This is a genomic window from Prevotella fusca JCM 17724 (assembly GCF_001262015.1).
GTDB lineage: Bacteria > Bacteroidota > Bacteroidia > Bacteroidales > Bacteroidaceae > Prevotella > Prevotella fusca.
Genome location: NZ_CP012074.1, coordinates 1103141 through 1117837 on the forward strand (window position 1 = coordinate 1103141; position 14697 = coordinate 1117837).

The 14697-nt window shown below is 44.7% G+C and carries 13 protein-coding genes; 1 reads left to right on the plus strand and 12 read right to left on the minus strand.

All coding sequences use genetic code 11. The annotated features are described in order from the left end of the window. Nucleotides 1-4: 4 nt before the first annotated feature. The 12 genes from ADJ77_RS04550 to ADJ77_RS04610 all read right to left on the minus strand — a co-directional run bounded on the left by ADJ77_RS04550 (nt 5) and on the right by ADJ77_RS04610 (nt 13495). Nucleotides 5-496 (minus strand): TlpA family protein disulfide reductase, encoded by a 492-nt coding sequence (locus tag ADJ77_RS04550; protein WP_025077493.1) that lies wholly within the window; start codon nt 494-496, stop codon nt 5-7. Nucleotides 497-1351: 855 nt separating this feature from the next. After that, the gene (locus ADJ77_RS04560; protein ID WP_025077491.1) at nt 1352-2218 is read right to left on the minus strand and encodes a hypothetical protein; all 867 of its coding nucleotides are present in this window, start codon (nt 2216-2218) and stop codon (nt 1352-1354) included. 23 nt (nt 2219-2241) lie between these two features. Next, nucleotides 2242-4212, minus strand: a complete 1971-nt coding sequence (locus ADJ77_RS04565; RefSeq protein WP_025077490.1) for a TonB-dependent receptor plug domain-containing protein — start codon at nt 4210-4212, stop codon at nt 2242-2244. 75 nt (nt 4213-4287) lie between these two features. Beyond that, a complete protein-coding gene (locus ADJ77_RS04570; protein WP_050696078.1) occupies nt 4288-5079 on the minus strand; it encodes an HmuY family protein in 792 nt (263 codons plus the stop codon). 7 nt (nt 5080-5086) lie between these two features. Then, nucleotides 5087-6028 (minus strand): hypothetical protein, encoded by a 942-nt coding sequence (locus tag ADJ77_RS04575; RefSeq protein WP_025077489.1) that lies wholly within the window; start codon nt 6026-6028, stop codon nt 5087-5089. Beyond that, nucleotides 6025-6504: a hypothetical protein gene (locus tag ADJ77_RS04580; protein ID WP_025077488.1), complete on the minus strand. Its 480-nt coding sequence runs from the start codon at nt 6502-6504 to the stop codon at nt 6025-6027. Before ADJ77_RS04580 ends, ADJ77_RS04575 begins: the two co-directional genes overlap by 4 nt. Nucleotides 6505-7122: 618 nt before the next feature. Then, the gene (locus ADJ77_RS04585; protein ID WP_050696079.1) at nt 7123-8436 is read right to left on the minus strand and encodes a DUF58 domain-containing protein; all 1314 of its coding nucleotides are present in this window, start codon (nt 8434-8436) and stop codon (nt 7123-7125) included. A gap of 212 nt (nt 8437-8648) precedes the next feature. Further along, the gene (locus tag ADJ77_RS04590; RefSeq protein WP_025077487.1) at nt 8649-9623 is read right to left on the minus strand and encodes an AAA family ATPase; all 975 of its coding nucleotides are present in this window, start codon (nt 9621-9623) and stop codon (nt 8649-8651) included. Nucleotides 9624-9676: 53 nt separating this feature from the next. Next, nucleotides 9677-10927 (minus strand): DUF4350 domain-containing protein, encoded by a 1251-nt coding sequence (locus ADJ77_RS04595; RefSeq protein WP_025077486.1) that lies wholly within the window; start codon nt 10925-10927, stop codon nt 9677-9679. After that, nucleotides 10924-11535, minus strand: coding sequence for a DUF4129 domain-containing protein (locus ADJ77_RS04600; RefSeq protein WP_025077485.1), 612 nt, complete (start codon nt 11533-11535; stop codon nt 10924-10926). Before ADJ77_RS04600 ends, ADJ77_RS04595 begins: the two co-directional genes overlap by 4 nt. Before the next feature lie 12 nt (nt 11536-11547). Then, nucleotides 11548-12540 (minus strand): hypothetical protein, encoded by a 993-nt coding sequence (locus ADJ77_RS04605; protein ID WP_025077484.1) that lies wholly within the window; start codon nt 12538-12540, stop codon nt 11548-11550. After that, entirely contained in the window at nt 12521-13495 is a 975-nt protein-coding gene (locus ADJ77_RS04610; RefSeq protein ID WP_025077483.1) for a stage II sporulation protein M, read from the minus strand. Before ADJ77_RS04610 ends, ADJ77_RS04605 begins: the two co-directional genes overlap by 20 nt. Before the next feature lie 102 nt (nt 13496-13597). On the opposite strand from ADJ77_RS04610, the gene ADJ77_RS04615 reads away from it, so the two are divergent. Continuing rightward, complete coding sequence (locus tag ADJ77_RS04615; protein WP_025077482.1) at nt 13598-14323, plus strand: RDD family protein; 726 nt, start codon at nt 13598-13600, stop codon at nt 14321-14323. Nucleotides 14324-14697 lie beyond the last annotated feature (374 nt).

Here is a 14697-nt window from a genome sequence, read left to right on the forward strand (position 1 = left end):
AGAACTATCTTCCGGCAACGTCTTTCACCTTTTCATAAAGTTCTACTTCTGCACCATCGGTATAGCCGTTGTGCCTATAGACGATATTCCCCTGTCCATCAAGCAGTACAGTATAGGGAACTGACTGGATGCCTAATGTACGGCGTAACTCGCCGTTGGGGTCAAGCAGCACATCATATCGCCATCCGTTCTGATCGACCAGTGGTTTCACCTTATTGATATTCTGTGCCTGATCGATAGATACAGCCACAAGACGCACACCCGTTTCGCGCTGCCAATCATCGTAAAGCTCATCTATACTCTTGAGTTCACGATTACAAGGCTTGCACCAAGTAGCAAAAAAAGCAATAATAAGGGGCTTCCCATTATTAGAAATAGTGTCGGTTTGTACTGTTTTCCCTTCTATGTCTTTGAGGATTACTTTAGGCAGGCGTTCTTGTGCACCAGCCACAAAGCTGACCATCAGTAAACAAAGGGACAAAAATAACTTATTCATCTCTTTTATTTATAATGCGGTTACAAAATTACGAAAAAAAAGCGAATTCACAAAGAACGAGCAGATTAAACCGAGTTTTTCACACTTCCATACTGACTGCCTGTTGATTGGACTGGGACGAACAATGCACAAGGAAGATTACCAGCAAACAAACTCAAGGTCAGAAGTTAGCAGTCATTACATCCTCCGAAGGATTTTCCTTTTGCTGAACCTGCAGACAGAAGTGAAATTAAGAGGACTGCAAGATTATTGTTTCTGCAAACCCCCAACTTTTTTATGCTATCCCAAGAGAATAAGAATCCGCTTGAAACCCTGAAATATATTTACATAATTCACTCTCACCATCGTGTGAAAACAGAGACAGAAAGAAACCAAATATCGACTTTGCAACCCTCAATCAATCAGACGATTATAGCATTACGCCAAAAACATGCCCTTAATAGGACTTCAATTAAGCACTACTTAGGCTTCAACCAAGCACCTATTGGACGTCAACTGGGCGTTAATTGGAGTGCTGTTAAGCATCTGTATTTTCCCTGCAACGAATTTATTTTTACATAATCCGAGCCGAAGCTGGCAACTGACAGGGGTATATCAGCAGTCTACCCCTGTCAAGTTCCTATCCCTCCACACACACTTAAAGTCCGTGCGGATTACCCCTTTCAATCTTTTCATTCGTGTAATCAATATTGAGACAGAATGCTCCTATAAACAGCCGTGCATAAAACACAGCCATGTTCCCACCTTGTTCCTCCCCGAACGGTATGCGGCTTTGCGTGAGCCTACAATATATCCCGCAGTCTATCATCCGCCTGACACACCGCCCTCACGCAGTGCCACCATTGCAGTGAGGCATCAGCTACGTTTCTTCTTAGAGCCCTTTAACCACATAAAGCCCAACAGAAAGAGGAAACCAGCAAGGATGCAAAGCAGTGGGAAAGCGTACTCCTGTGGATGTGTCCAGAACTCCTTGAAGAAGTTAATACGTCCAAGAATCTCTATCGGAACCCAAAAGACAACCACGGTAGCCACCGACATACGGATATTCGCTCCCCATGAAGCAATGTAAAGCTGCTTTTGGAAGATAAACAGAGCACCAATAAAACATCCGACACCTACAAGGTATGTAACAGGATGGTGGTCGCCAAGGAAGTTCTTGTCATAACAGAACATCAGCAAAAGATAGGAAGCCCAGAGAATCATATTCACCTCCATAAAGGTGACGATAGACGTGTGGCGGGTCATCGGCTGGACAACAATCTGATTTTTACGCTCCCTGAAAAGCCGCTTCTGAATCCATGTGATAAAATTACAGCCGTTGCGGGTGCTGAATATATACATCGTCATCATCATCATCCAGAAACCGAATGAGGCTGGGAGAATAAGATATTCCGGCTTGGTTACAACCACGCCGTTTTCAATCTCTGGCTGTACACCAAAGCGATGTGCATAATATTGGAAGAGAAACTCCACCCAACCGGTCCAGAAAAGCAGACCGCCGATAAGTCCCCAGAGTGTCTGACGGGTGTCACCTTTGACAAACACACCGACAATCACCATTACCAATCCCACGAATCCCATTGTAAAGCCTGCATAATGCACAGCTTCTGGAGTCATGGTCTTTTCCATAATAATCATAAGTGCATGACCTAAAGGCATCGTGAATAACACGAGGATAAACGAGGCAAGTGCCTGCAAAAAATAGACTTTACTTTTTCCCATAAACAATAAAAGGTATTGAGAGCTTAAAATAGTTTATCAACATCTACCGACAGTCCTACCATAAGGTTAGTTCCGTCAGTCAGTGGACAGTTCAGATAATAATATTCTGGTTTGTAATTGAAGACATTGTCGAGTATAACACTCAGCTTCACACTCTTGCCAATACGCTGTACCAACGAGAGTTTGAACAGTGCATAAGATGGGTAATGGATGGTCTTTATTCCCTTGGAGATGTCATAGTAGTCAACAAACTCCAGATTGTCAACAGCTGACAGGAAGCGACCGTCAAGCCCGATGTTCGTCCCGTAGTTCTTTGCCCACTGGTGGTCCCAGTCTATATGTCCCGTCATGGAATGCTTGCGTGCCGGGATATACTGGTTGTTCACAGCGTTGCTGTTCTTGTCCTTGGGCAGACGCTCGTTGGTATAAGAATAGGCAAGGCGTGCCGTCAGACCATTAGTCCAACGAGCCTGTGCCGTTGCTTCTCCTCCGATGACAGAATAATCGTCCAGATTAAGATAGGGAAGATGAGGGATGATGTCCGAAGCATTCTTGTAGAAAGGAGCTCCTGTAGCAATCTTGTTTTCTATTTTGTTACAATAAGCACTTACCGTAAAGTTATACCGTCCCTTTGTATAATCAGCCGAAACATTGAAGTTCTGACTTACTTCCGGCTTCAAAGACGGGTTGCCTTCAACTATCCATATTCCCGACATATCAAAGTTATAATACTTCTCTTTCAAGGTGGGAGCACGGAAACCCATTCCATAACTGAGACGAAGATTAAGATTATGTACCGGCTGGTAACGTGCACTGACCTTCGGCGTCAACCGTGAAATGCGTCCATCAGAGAAATAATCGTAGCGCAAGGCACCCACAACTTCCCACTGCTTGCTGATATTCCAGTCATATTGCGCAAAAGCATCAAAGGAGTCCTGCTTGCGGCTTCGCCCCTCGAGGTTCGTATTGAAAAGGTAATCATGCATATAGTCTGCCCCCACAGAAAGGACATTTTCACCTTCAAAAGTATGGCTATAAAGCAATCGGAGACTATTCTGAACATTGGAATAGTCACGTATGTCAAGACCTGTGACGCGCTGGTAGTCTGACTTGTCATACTGGTCAAAGGAGTAAGAGAAGTCAACACTATTGAATTGATCAGGTGTCCACACTCCACGAAGACCACCCATAAAATCACGATAGCGTTCCGGCACTTCCGATGTACGTACCAGCTGGCGATAGAAATAGCCTGCTCGTCCTGTCAGACGGAGCTTCTCATTCAAGGTATAAGTAAGCTGTTCCTTGAAGTTCCAAACAGCGTCACCATAGATGGTTGTGACCACCCGTGTTACAGGATTGTCCCCATTACGCACGTTGAAGTTGTCCGAACTGTTCCGATTTACGGTCAACAGGTTGCTCCATTTACCCCTCCCCAATTGCCACGAAAGTCCATAACGCTGGCTGTTGTGACGCCCAAGCCGTGTATTAAGGTTGAGTGAGAACGGACGAATACCCTTCTTGGTAATAATATTAATGACACCACCGGCTGCATTTGAGCCATAGAGTGCCGATGCTGCACCCTTCACAATCTCAATATGGTCCACGTTATCCATTCCAATACGTGTAAAGTCAACATCGTCCATGGTCTCACCAGCGAGCCGTTCACCATCCACGAGTATCAACATACTTTGTCCGCCAAACCCCGAAAAGTTCATGTGAACCTGCTGATTCATCGCATATGAAAACTCAACACCGGGTATAACCTGCTGGAGGAGGTCACAAAGATTAGTCGCATCAGTCTTCACGATGTCATCTGCTGTGATGATTTTTGTCAGCACAGGAGTATTGGCAAGCAGCTTGGGTGTACGTGTTCCCGTCACTACTACCTGCTCTAACTCAAAGGACTTATAGATGGAGTCAGGCAACTCATCAGCCCACAGCATTGCAGGAAGCAGACCGAAGAAAGCTGACAGTATAATGGTATTACGTTTCATAACCAATCAAAAAAAGACTCAAAACCTCTTCCTTTTCAAAGAGAGAACCACTGCAGGAAAGGGGTTACGAATTATCTAATATGGATATTTATAATTGATTTTCAGCCAACACTTGGTGCCATCGGCACCAATATAGTTCTCAAGCTGCACAGCAACATACTTCCCGTTACTCAAACGGACGATGAACACGTGGCTTTTATGTGTAAAGGCAGGCGGCATTGGCGGTATTTCGAGCTTCAGCCAGGAAGACAACACCTTATTGAGCATTATCCCCTGGCATCCTATCAGGCTTTGAAGCATCTGCGATCTGTCCACCCAGACCTCGTTCTCTGTCCATTCATCAGGCTGGAAAACAGCTCCAAGAAAAGCCGCACTGTTCTTCGGGAGATCATTCATTGAGGTATAGTTCGTTTCCAGTACAGCCCCATTGTTTGTCCTTACATTGTTACGGTGAAAGGCCAGACTCCACGACTGCGGTTCCGGCTGTACGTCAGCTGGCGCAAAGGAACGCTTTTCATTGACCGAGATGCCCTTTCCGAAGACATCAAACCAGTAAGTGTATATACCTGTCTGTCCGTCACCTGTACCCGATGAAAGACTTGTAGGAATGCCACAACGCACAAACCTGGTCTGCGCTTTCAGAAGTCCGGCAGTATCCTTGCGCTCAACATACGCATGCAGCGAGTCAAAATCAACATAACACCAGTCCTTCCAGCTGGTGGCATCAACAAGAAGCTGCCCCTCCATAATACTCGGAGTGGCAGGCACTTCATCATATATACCATCAAAAACACCATTGCAGGCTGTCACCATCAGCATGACGGTGAAACCTGCAAGCATAGAAATCGGGTTAAATACTTTACGCATTACCTTTTTACTTAGATACCGAACCTGTAAAGACAGCAGATAATGGGAGCGGCATACCTTTAAGGCTATAGTTGTTCGTGACAGTTATCGCACCATTCTCACCAAGTGTTACAACCATCTTACTTGTTGCTTGGAACGGATAGTCTTTATCCACAGCCATCATCCCGCCTTCCGATTTAAGATGAACCTTGATGCCGTCATTGCTATAATCACGAACAAAGCTGTGAGTAGCCTCATCGTAAGCAAGATTCTTCACAGTGTATGTCCCTAAAGTCAAGTTACCCATCATGGTCACACCTGTGTATTTCTCCTCAGAAACAATAACGTTGATGGTTCCATCTTCATTAGCAGCAATATTATAATCTACAGTAGCCGAAGTGAAAGGACCAAAGGATCCACCAACCTTCAACTGGTTTTTACCAGAATATGTCCCTGGAATTTTCACTATAGCCGGTGCCGGGCCATAATGCCAGTTAACAACGGTACCACCCATCAGTGAAGGAATATTGATAGTTATATCCCTCATAGAACCACTCATCGTAGCATCATATTCCTTAGGCTCAACGCCTGCATTTGGATTAACCACCTTGATCTTTCCAGAGCCACTTATTTCTTTTCCCTTCAAAGTGATATTGAAAGAACCGGTACCCCACTGTACATCACTGAAGTTTGCAATGTACTGGTCGCCGTCCTTAATCACCTTTATTTTAGCGGCTTCACCAAAGTACATATTGGTGAACATGCGAGTTGTGACCGTAAGATAACCCGTAAACTCATGCAAAACGGTTGGACCAGGAGGAGTCGTTGCTGGTAAAAACTCTATTTGGGAAATATCTGTTACATTATAAGTTACAACGCTACCGTCCGTCTTGGTTACCTTTAATGTCTGTGCCTGTACTGCGAGTGCACTCAGAAAAGATACGATTACTAAAGTAAATAACTTTTTCATTTACGAATAAATTTAAATGTCTTGGATAATGATTTAACTACAAAAACGCCAGTCTGTCCATTGAGAGGAATCTCAACAGAACCACTTTGGCTTACAATGGCACGACCAACCAACTGTCCGTTGATTGTGTAAACAGCCACTTGGCTACCTGCCTTCAGACCTTCTCCCTTCAAGGAGTTTCCAAAAGTGAACACAGCATTATTGCCCTCTACATCAAGAGATCCAATACCTGTTGGCTGATTAGCAAAAGCAAAAGCACGGAAATCTGTCAGAGGATACTCTACTCTTTGGCTTCCAGCTGTCAAGATTAAATGGTCGGAAGTGAAAGTAACAGTAGGTTTTTCAGACAGAGCGAAATAAGTGTCTTTGCCATCTTTGTCACTTACTTTCACATAGTCAGCCGCAGAAGCAGAGAGTGTGCTCATGGAAGCTAACAATGTAACAACAAGTGAAAGAAATAAAGTTTTAATTCTCATGTTACTGATTCTGTTTATAATAATTTCTAATCTGTGTGCAAAGTTATAAGTATCAGCCTTATATCACAATACCTAATAATTATGATTTTAGACAAAAGGATGACAAAAAAGTGCTTACGAATACCTACAAAAAGATTTTCAGACCACAGAAAGAGTCATAATAAATCCCTGGCATCAAGGAATTTTCGAAGGAGCTATAGCGATTTAATTTGCCGTATCTATTGCGTCATATAACGATAGAAAAAGTATTAAAAGCACGCTTAAAATAACGAAGTTTATTATCTAATATCAAATTATTTTCATGAAGAAAAATATTTATTTTCACGAACAGAAATATTTATTTTCATGAAGAAAAATATTTTTCTTCATGAAAATAATTCGGCAAAGTTACTCTTTACTGTCTTGTAATGAGCCACTACTCCTATTCATTTATTACTAATAGAATCGTTTTTTGTCGTTTCTTCTATTTCATTTAACCCAAATATAACCCACAACATTCATCTTTTTCTTCGCAAAAACAATAAAGGCTGAAATCCAATATCAGATTTCAGCCTATAACTTTTATGAATAAAAGACAAGTCCACTCTCTATCTACCGCAGTCGGTCGTGGATAGAAAACTACGTTAAGATTTGTCTTTGTTTCATTTCTAAATATTTATTGATAACATCAACACTAAGTTTATCTGGTGTGGTCAACACACTATATATACCGTGCTGACGAAGTGTTGACACAATAAGACGCTTTTCATAAGCGAATTTCTCAGCGATAACGTGCTGATAATATTCCTCTGTCGAATGCTTCGGCGAATGGATATAATCATTCATTTCAGCATCTTCAAAGAACACCACAAGCACACGATGCCACTGGCTAAGCAACTTCAGGTAAGCCAGCTGGCGGTTAAGTGCCGTCATACCCGAGAAGTTCGTATAGACGATGAACAGACTGCGCTTGCTAACCTGCTTATGCACATTGGCACAAAGACCGCTGAAATCACTCTCACCGAAGTCGGTTTCCTGTGCATAAAGTGCCTCTAAGAGATTCTGCATCTGCCCTGTACGGCGTGAAGGGGCTATGAATGTATCCATCTTATCAGCAAAAGTTATCAGTCCCGCCTTGTCATCACGGTGCATGGCAACGTATGACAGCACCAACGAAGCATTGATACTGTAATCCAAGAGCGTCATTCCACGGAACGACTGCTGCATGACACGTCCCTTGTCGATAACCGAGAATATCTGCTGCGAACGCTCGTCACGATAGACATTCACCATCAGCTGATTCCGGCGTGCACTCGCCTTCCAGTTGATGGTTCGGTAATCATCGCCTTGCACATAGTCCTTTATCTGTTCAAACTCGGTATTATTGCCCACCCTGCGGATACGCTTTATACCCATCTCAGTGAGGTTGTTGCTCATAGCAAGAAATTCATAGCGGTTCAGCATGAGATAAGAAGGATACACCTTCACATCTTCCGCACTGCCAAAGGTGTACCGCCGTTCCACGAGTCCTGTGATGGTACGTGCAAAACAGCGGATGCGCCCGAAGGAATAAGTACCACGTTTCACGGGTGTGAGCGTGTAACGTATCACATTCCTGCCTCTTTCAGCAAGATGACTGGGATAGCTGATGTCCCTGCGCTGGAACACTTCGGGAGCCTCATCTATAACTGTTAACCTTACAGGGAAGGAGTACTGACTCTCCAAGTTTATCTTGACAACATTCTTGTCACCATTCGAGAAACGCTCGGAACAGGTTCGCTTTGCTGTTATCCCACGACGATGATAGAGCATGACAGCATCAACCACAACCAGGACGGCAAAGATAAGCAGAAGTATCTTTGCGCCCATGAAGAGCTGTGGGAAGACATATCCGAACCCTGCAAGCAGTGTCAGGCATGCCAATATGATATAAAACCTTTTTGTCAGGAACATTTCTTGTTTCTATTCGGGAGTTAGGGAAAGGAGAGAAGGAATGTAAAGGAATACTTAAAAAGCAACAGGCATCAACTGTCAAAGGCTCATCCCTGACAAGCAGGAACGCACGGTTCGCATATTCGGCACGTGATCTTACTTACAAAGATACAAGCTGTGCGTCCCGACATTTGGGTGGCGTTGCTTCAAGCTCCTTATCTCCTCTGGCATCATTACTTAGGCACTTCCACCTTGTCAATCAATTTCTGTGCAACCCTCAACGGTGTATAACCCTCCATTTCGGCTTCAGCAGTAAGAATCAGACGGTGCTGGAGGACGCTCGGAGTAACGAACTTGATGTCTTCCGGCGTCACAAAATCTCGCCCGCCCAACAAGGCAGAAGCCTTGGAGGCATTAAGGATGGCTACAGAGGCACGTGGACTGGCACCAAGATAGACAGCCTTCGAAGTGCGTGTCAGCTGCACGATGGTCGCAATATAACGCAGGAGGCTTTCTTCAATATAGACAGTTTCCAACTTCTTACGCATCTGCAGAAGTTCGTCGAGGGTCAGCACGGGCTTGACATCTTCCAACTTGATGAGTTTTCTCTTTTCCTGATGGCGCTTGAGGATATTCATTTCCTCGTCAAGAGAAGGGTATCCCATACTTATCTTGAAGAGGAAACGGTCGAGCTGGGCTTCCGGCAGCCGATAGGTTCCCTCCTGTTCTACCGGGTTCTGCGTGGCGATAATCGAATACACATCACCCATACGGTGCGTTGTACCGTCAATCGTCACCTGACGTTCCTCCATCACCTCGAAAAGGGCAGCCTGCGTCTTGGCTGGCGCACGGTTGATTTCATCCACAAGAACAAGGTCGGAGAACACAGGACCTTCATGGAAGTCGAATTCGGAAGTCTTCATATTGAATACCGTCGTACCGAGCACGTCGCTTGGCATAAGGTCTGGCGTGAATTGAATACGGCTGAAGCGGGCATCAATCATGCGCGACAGCAGTCGGGCAAGCAAGGTTTTTGCCACTCCCGGCACACCTTCAATCAGCACATGACCATCTGCAAGGATTGCTGTCAGCAACAGGGCAACAGCCTCCTGCTGACCTACGATGACCTTACTTATCTCGCCTCGCAGCTGCATAACTTTCTTACTGAAGACAGCAAGGTCGGTTCTTTCTTCTTTATGTTCTTCCATCTTGTCTGTTATTTGCTCATCAGTTACATTTCTTTTCTGCTCGTCCATAGTGCTTAAAGATTATTGATTATCATATCCAAACCGTCTATCGCCTTACGCAGTGCAGCGTCTGTCAGTTCGTTATTATGCTGCAGATGACTGTCAACACGGTCCAGTATCATTCGCACTTCAGCCTCAGCCATACCGGCACGGAGGGCTAACTGTGCGATATTCTCTTTCCTCGACTCCACCTCTTCCAGGTCAATCATCAGTCCGCGACGCAATGTCTCAGTAAAGTAACCATACTTCTTCTGCAACAGGTCACGGTTGATATGCTTCTGATGATAGAGGGTTCCTATTAGTTTCACAAACTCCAATGAACGGTTCACGGGCTCTTTCACCACAGGGATAACACGCTGTCGCCTTCGTGCATAGAACACACAGAAAAGCAGAAGTCCTGTCATCGTGAGATAGATTGCCCACCGCAGCGGCTCATGCTGCAGCCAGAAACGCAACGGACTCTCATCTACAATCTCTGTCTTAGGTGTATATGCTTCGGTACGGACTATCGGCAAACCCCGGAACTGCGACATCAGACGGAATACGAGTCCATTGGTTTCCTTGTCAAGGATGCCATAATTGGTCATCATCAACGGTTCGGAAGAAACAAACAGTTCGCCCTTTCCTCGCTTCAGGCTGACCACACGTGCCTGCCAGTAGCCTTCAACGCTATCAGCATACTCTTCACTTACCCATCTCTTGACCAAAGTATCACACACAGCCCCGCCTTCTACACACACATTGACACCTGTCATTGCCGAATAGAGAAGGTATACCTTTTCATGATAAGGCGACTGCCGACACCACAACAATGTATCATAGGGAATCGACTGGTTCTCTATTGATGCCTGAACTTGTAAGGGGGAGAACCTGGCAGAACCATCGAGTGTTATGTGTAAGTTCGGAGCCAAGGAGTCAGGATCCAAATAAGATGCAGTGAGAAAAACCTTATTACCTGCCTTCAAAAGCCTGTTCAAGGCACGAATGTCTGTAGCTGTCAGCTGCAAACGGACCGCCTGAACCAGAAAAACATGTGGTTTCTTACCGTAACCTTCACGTTCCAGCTGTGCAAAAGTCTTCTTTGTGACCTCATACCCGGCTGGTACTGACCTGCTCATCAGCGAATCAAACACCGCACATCCAAAGGGTTGTTCATCCCGATGATTGAAGGTTGGATTCCAGACAAAACGTGCCGGAACACTCCACTCCATGATAAAGACGAAGACAAGAAAGGCTGCTACAAAGAAGAGAAACCGTTTGTTCATGCCGTTCCTCCTTTCTTTATCTTGCTTTCCAGGTCAATCATCAATCTTACAAGCTCTTCCGATGACTGGTAATTACCGTATCTCACACGCATAAAAGCAGTGGTCATACGCTGGAAGTCAACAGAAAGGAATTCACGGGTGTACTGTGTCGGGGTCTTATAGAGCTGCCACATGATCTTATTATTATCTGACAGCCACCGAAGCATGCGCAGATAAACAATCCGAACCGCCTTGTAATAATCCTTCTGCGCCATTGCCTTGGCATATATAGCTTCGAAGTCAACACCATAGATATTGTCTTCTTCATCATCCTCATTGGTTACGCTACCAGTACGTCCGAAGAGTTTGAACCTACAACGATACAGAAGAAAGACCACCAGTGCCACAAAAGCCAATGCAATAATAATATAAATGACTATGCGGAAGTCACTGTTTCCATGGATGCTGAACAGATCTGACAAGAACCTTTCTATCTTTGACATCGACCAATCCCACCAGCCAAGGTCGGGTGCCTGCAACTCCCGCACATAGTCGTATGCTTCATCAGAACGGAACTGATGAAGCAATGCGGAATCACATGACAGGGTATCGGTCAATGGCTGTAACATAGAAAAGAATTATCAGAGTTTATCAAAGTTGGCAATGTCGGTATCTTTCTCTGCCAACTGCTCAAAATTCTGTATATCATCTTCAACTGAGAAGCCATCATTCTCCTCTGCTACGCTTCCATAATGATAAGCAACAGCAAATGTAGAGAGTGACATCGTGATATACATACCGAAGTTCATTAACACGGAAAACAGATACAAGCCAAAGCTATAGATAGGGGAACTTACCATAGTACCCTGCTCTTCACCAGTAAGCGTAAACGCTGTCCGTATCATGGTCAGCACATACCAGGGAATGGTCGTGACTGTTGAAAGGATATTGGCAAGGAACCCCATAACAAACAACAGTCCAAACAATGGCCAGAATGACTTGAATCCAAGTCTCATACCACGAAGAATAGCCCCATACACTGTCTGTTTATCCTCAAAGATATAGACCGGCATCACCATGGCAAGTGGTATGAAACATACGAATAATGCAAAAAACATCAGAACAGCCAGCAATGCGATGCCAGTGGAAACAGAAAACATAATCAAGGAGATGGTGATAAGCAGAGTGCTTATAAAGAGTACGACACTCATAACCAATGCACGCTTACCTGCCTGGACGATCAACGGCTTCAAGTCATTGAACGACGCTTTACGCAGTCTGTCAGGACTCTTCTGGTAATATTTCATCATACTATAACAGATAGAGACCAGTAATATTGCCCCTATCACCACACAAATGATATATCCTATATAGGAAGCCAGCAACCGAAAAAGTGTCATCTTTGAAGTGTCAACACCCATCGTGCCAATCGCCATCTGGGAATAAAACGGCATTAGTATACCCATCAACACCTCCATGACAAAGCCCTGAATCATACAAAGAGGCAGGAGAAGATAAGTACACAGGCGCAACCATAGCTTGTAATTCTCACGGATAAAGTCAAATGTCGCCGAGAATTTATTACCGAAGTTGCGTACCTTATACAGTTCAATCTTAGGTCTTTCTATTTGCATTGCTTAAATGATGATTACGTTTATATGGTAAATAAATAAAATAATACACGACAAATACCAGTGACGCAAAGATGACGCCGAGGCGGACAAAGTCATTCAACTCCGTATGACGGGTAATAAATCCCTCTATAAAACCAGCCAGAACGAAAATCGGAACAGTCCCGACAATAATCTTCATCCCTCTCTTTGCACCACGCTGAAAGCTGACTATGCGCGAGTAGGTGCCTGGAAACAGCCAGCCGTTACCCATGGCAAAACCGGCAGCCCCTGCCACGACAATGGCTGAAAGCTCCAACGTTCCGTGTAACATGGTAGCTAAAAGGCTCTCGCCCAACAAACCATGCTGATAAAAGAATGTGTCGAAACAGCCCACCATTACACCGTTCTGGAACAAGAGGAAGCCCGGCATGAAACTTGTCAGCACACCTGACACAAACATATTGAACGACACCATAACATTATTCAGCGTGATTCCAAGGAACATTCCCGTTTCTTCTTCATTTCCATACACTCCCATCGGCTTGCCCTTGGCAATGTTCTCAAGCGTCATATCCATGTAGCCGTCACCGAGTATCAGCCGTGGAAAGGACTCATCGCCCAAGGTTGAAACCACGCCAATCAGCACACTCACCATGAAGACAAGAAATGACAGAAGCAGCATCCTACGCTCTTTCCACATCACGTCAGGCACCTCCTGCGTCCAGAAAGTCACTATGCGTGTCCACTTCTCCCGCTTGTTACGGTAGATTTCATTATGAAGTGCAGAAGCAAGGTTGTTGAGATAGATGGTAATACGTGAGTTAGGATAATGTGTCTGTGCAAAGGCAAGGTCGGCTGTAAGCTCCGAATAGGCATCAGCCAGCTGGTCGGGCATCTCAAAACTGACATTATCTATCAGTCCTTCCATTGTCCGCCATTTCTCTATATTATTACGTATGAAAAGTATCTCTTTCATGAAATCAGCACACGTTCTCTACACATTATTCTAAATTAGGAAACAAAAGTAGACTTTTTTTCTTACATTTGCAACAGAAACAACATTTAATTATCAAGAAAAATGTCTGAAGCCAATATCATCACAGGACAATACGTGCAAATCAGCCAGTCACCGGCAAGCATCGGAGAGCGCATCATAGCACAAATCATAGATATATTTCTGCTTATCTCCTATATCACCGGCACTTCAATCCTGATCAATTATTTTGAGACAACCATCTTCGAGTTTAGGATTTTCTTCCTGCTCGGCATCTATCTTCCTGCCCTCTTTTACCCCTTTCTGATGGAACTCTTCAACCACGGACAGAGCATAGGAAAGATGGCAATGCGTATCCGTGTGGTGAAGAAAGACGGAACAACACCGGGTATCGGAGAGTTCTTCATGCGCTGGCTCCTGCAACTTGTCGACATCGGTTTCTCGGGCATAGGTGTACTCGTCATCCTCCTGTCCAAGAATTCACAGCGGCTTGGCGACCTTGCTGCAGGAACAATGGTCATCCGCATCAATGACTATCGGAAGATCCAGGTGTCACTTGACGAGTTCTCTTATCTTGACCGCAAATACAAACCTGTCTATCCGCAGGCTGAAGACCTGTCGCTCAACCAGCTTGACGTTATCCAACGCACCCTCAATTCCGACTATGGGGACGACCGCAGCCGTCGTATCACAGCCCTTGCCTCCAAGGTGCGCACACATCTGAACATCTCTGACACCTCAACTGCTGACGAGAAATTCCTCTATACTATCGTCCGTGATTACCAGCATTATACCCTGGAGATTGTGTAAGGGAACTAAGAAAAAGGGAGTTTTTTAAAAGTAAAAAAGTATAAGGGTAAAAAGTAAAGATTTAAAAGAGATTGAAGCAATATATGAACTCATAGGGGTATCACAGTATTCACGCCCCTCTCCACTCGGAGAGGGATTGGGGGTGAGGCTTCTATTAGGAGAGTGATTGGGGGGACGAGGCTTCTATAGTGATTGAGGGGGCAAGGCTTTTTGTCATACTTTTTCATACCCTTACTCTCAACCCACGCCCTTTTCCACTTGAATCAAGCCTTACTTGCCTCACAAAAGGGCGTTAATTGAAGCCTAACTAAGGCTTAATTGAAGTCCAATTAAGCACCTTTTCTTGCAGGATATCATAACATCACTGATAATCT

Bases quoted from the DNA above. Each gene is read 5' to 3' on its own strand.
- ADJ77_RS04550 (WP_025077493.1), bottom strand. From the start codon at position 496: ATGAATAAGTTATTTTTGTCCCTTTGTTTACTGATGGTCAGCTTTGTG.
- ADJ77_RS04560 (WP_025077491.1), bottom strand. From the start codon at position 2,218: ATGGGAAAAAGTAAAGTCTATTTTTTGCAGGCACTTGCCTCGTTTATC.
- ADJ77_RS04565 (WP_025077490.1), bottom strand. From the start codon at position 4,212: ATGAAACGTAATACCATTATACTGTCAGCTTTCTTCGGTCTGCTTCCT.
- ADJ77_RS04570 (WP_050696078.1), bottom strand. From the start codon at position 5,079: ATGCGTAAAGTATTTAACCCGATTTCTATGCTTGCAGGTTTCACCGTC.
- ADJ77_RS04575 (WP_025077489.1), bottom strand. From the start codon at position 6,028: ATGAAAAAGTTATTTACTTTAGTAATCGTATCTTTTCTGAGTGCACTC.
- ADJ77_RS04580 (WP_025077488.1), bottom strand. From the start codon at position 6,504: ATGAGAATTAAAACTTTATTTCTTTCACTTGTTGTTACATTGTTAGCT.
- ADJ77_RS04585 (WP_050696079.1), bottom strand. From the start codon at position 8,436: ATGTTCCTGACAAAAAGGTTTTATATCATATTGGCATGCCTGACACTG.
- ADJ77_RS04590 (WP_025077487.1), bottom strand. From the start codon at position 9,623: ATGGAAGAACATAAAGAAGAAAGAACCGACCTTGCTGTCTTCAGTAAG.
- ADJ77_RS04595 (WP_025077486.1), bottom strand. From the start codon at position 10,927: ATGAACAAACGGTTTCTCTTCTTTGTAGCAGCCTTTCTTGTCTTCGTC.
- ADJ77_RS04600 (WP_025077485.1), bottom strand. From the start codon at position 11,535: ATGTTACAGCCATTGACCGATACCCTGTCATGTGATTCCGCATTGCTT.
- ADJ77_RS04605 (WP_025077484.1), bottom strand. From the start codon at position 12,540: ATGCAAATAGAAAGACCTAAGATTGAACTGTATAAGGTACGCAACTTC.
- ADJ77_RS04610 (WP_025077483.1), bottom strand. From the start codon at position 13,495: ATGAAAGAGATACTTTTCATACGTAATAATATAGAGAAATGGCGGACA.
- ADJ77_RS04615 (WP_025077482.1), top strand. From the start codon at position 13,598: ATGTCTGAAGCCAATATCATCACAGGACAATACGTGCAAATCAGCCAG.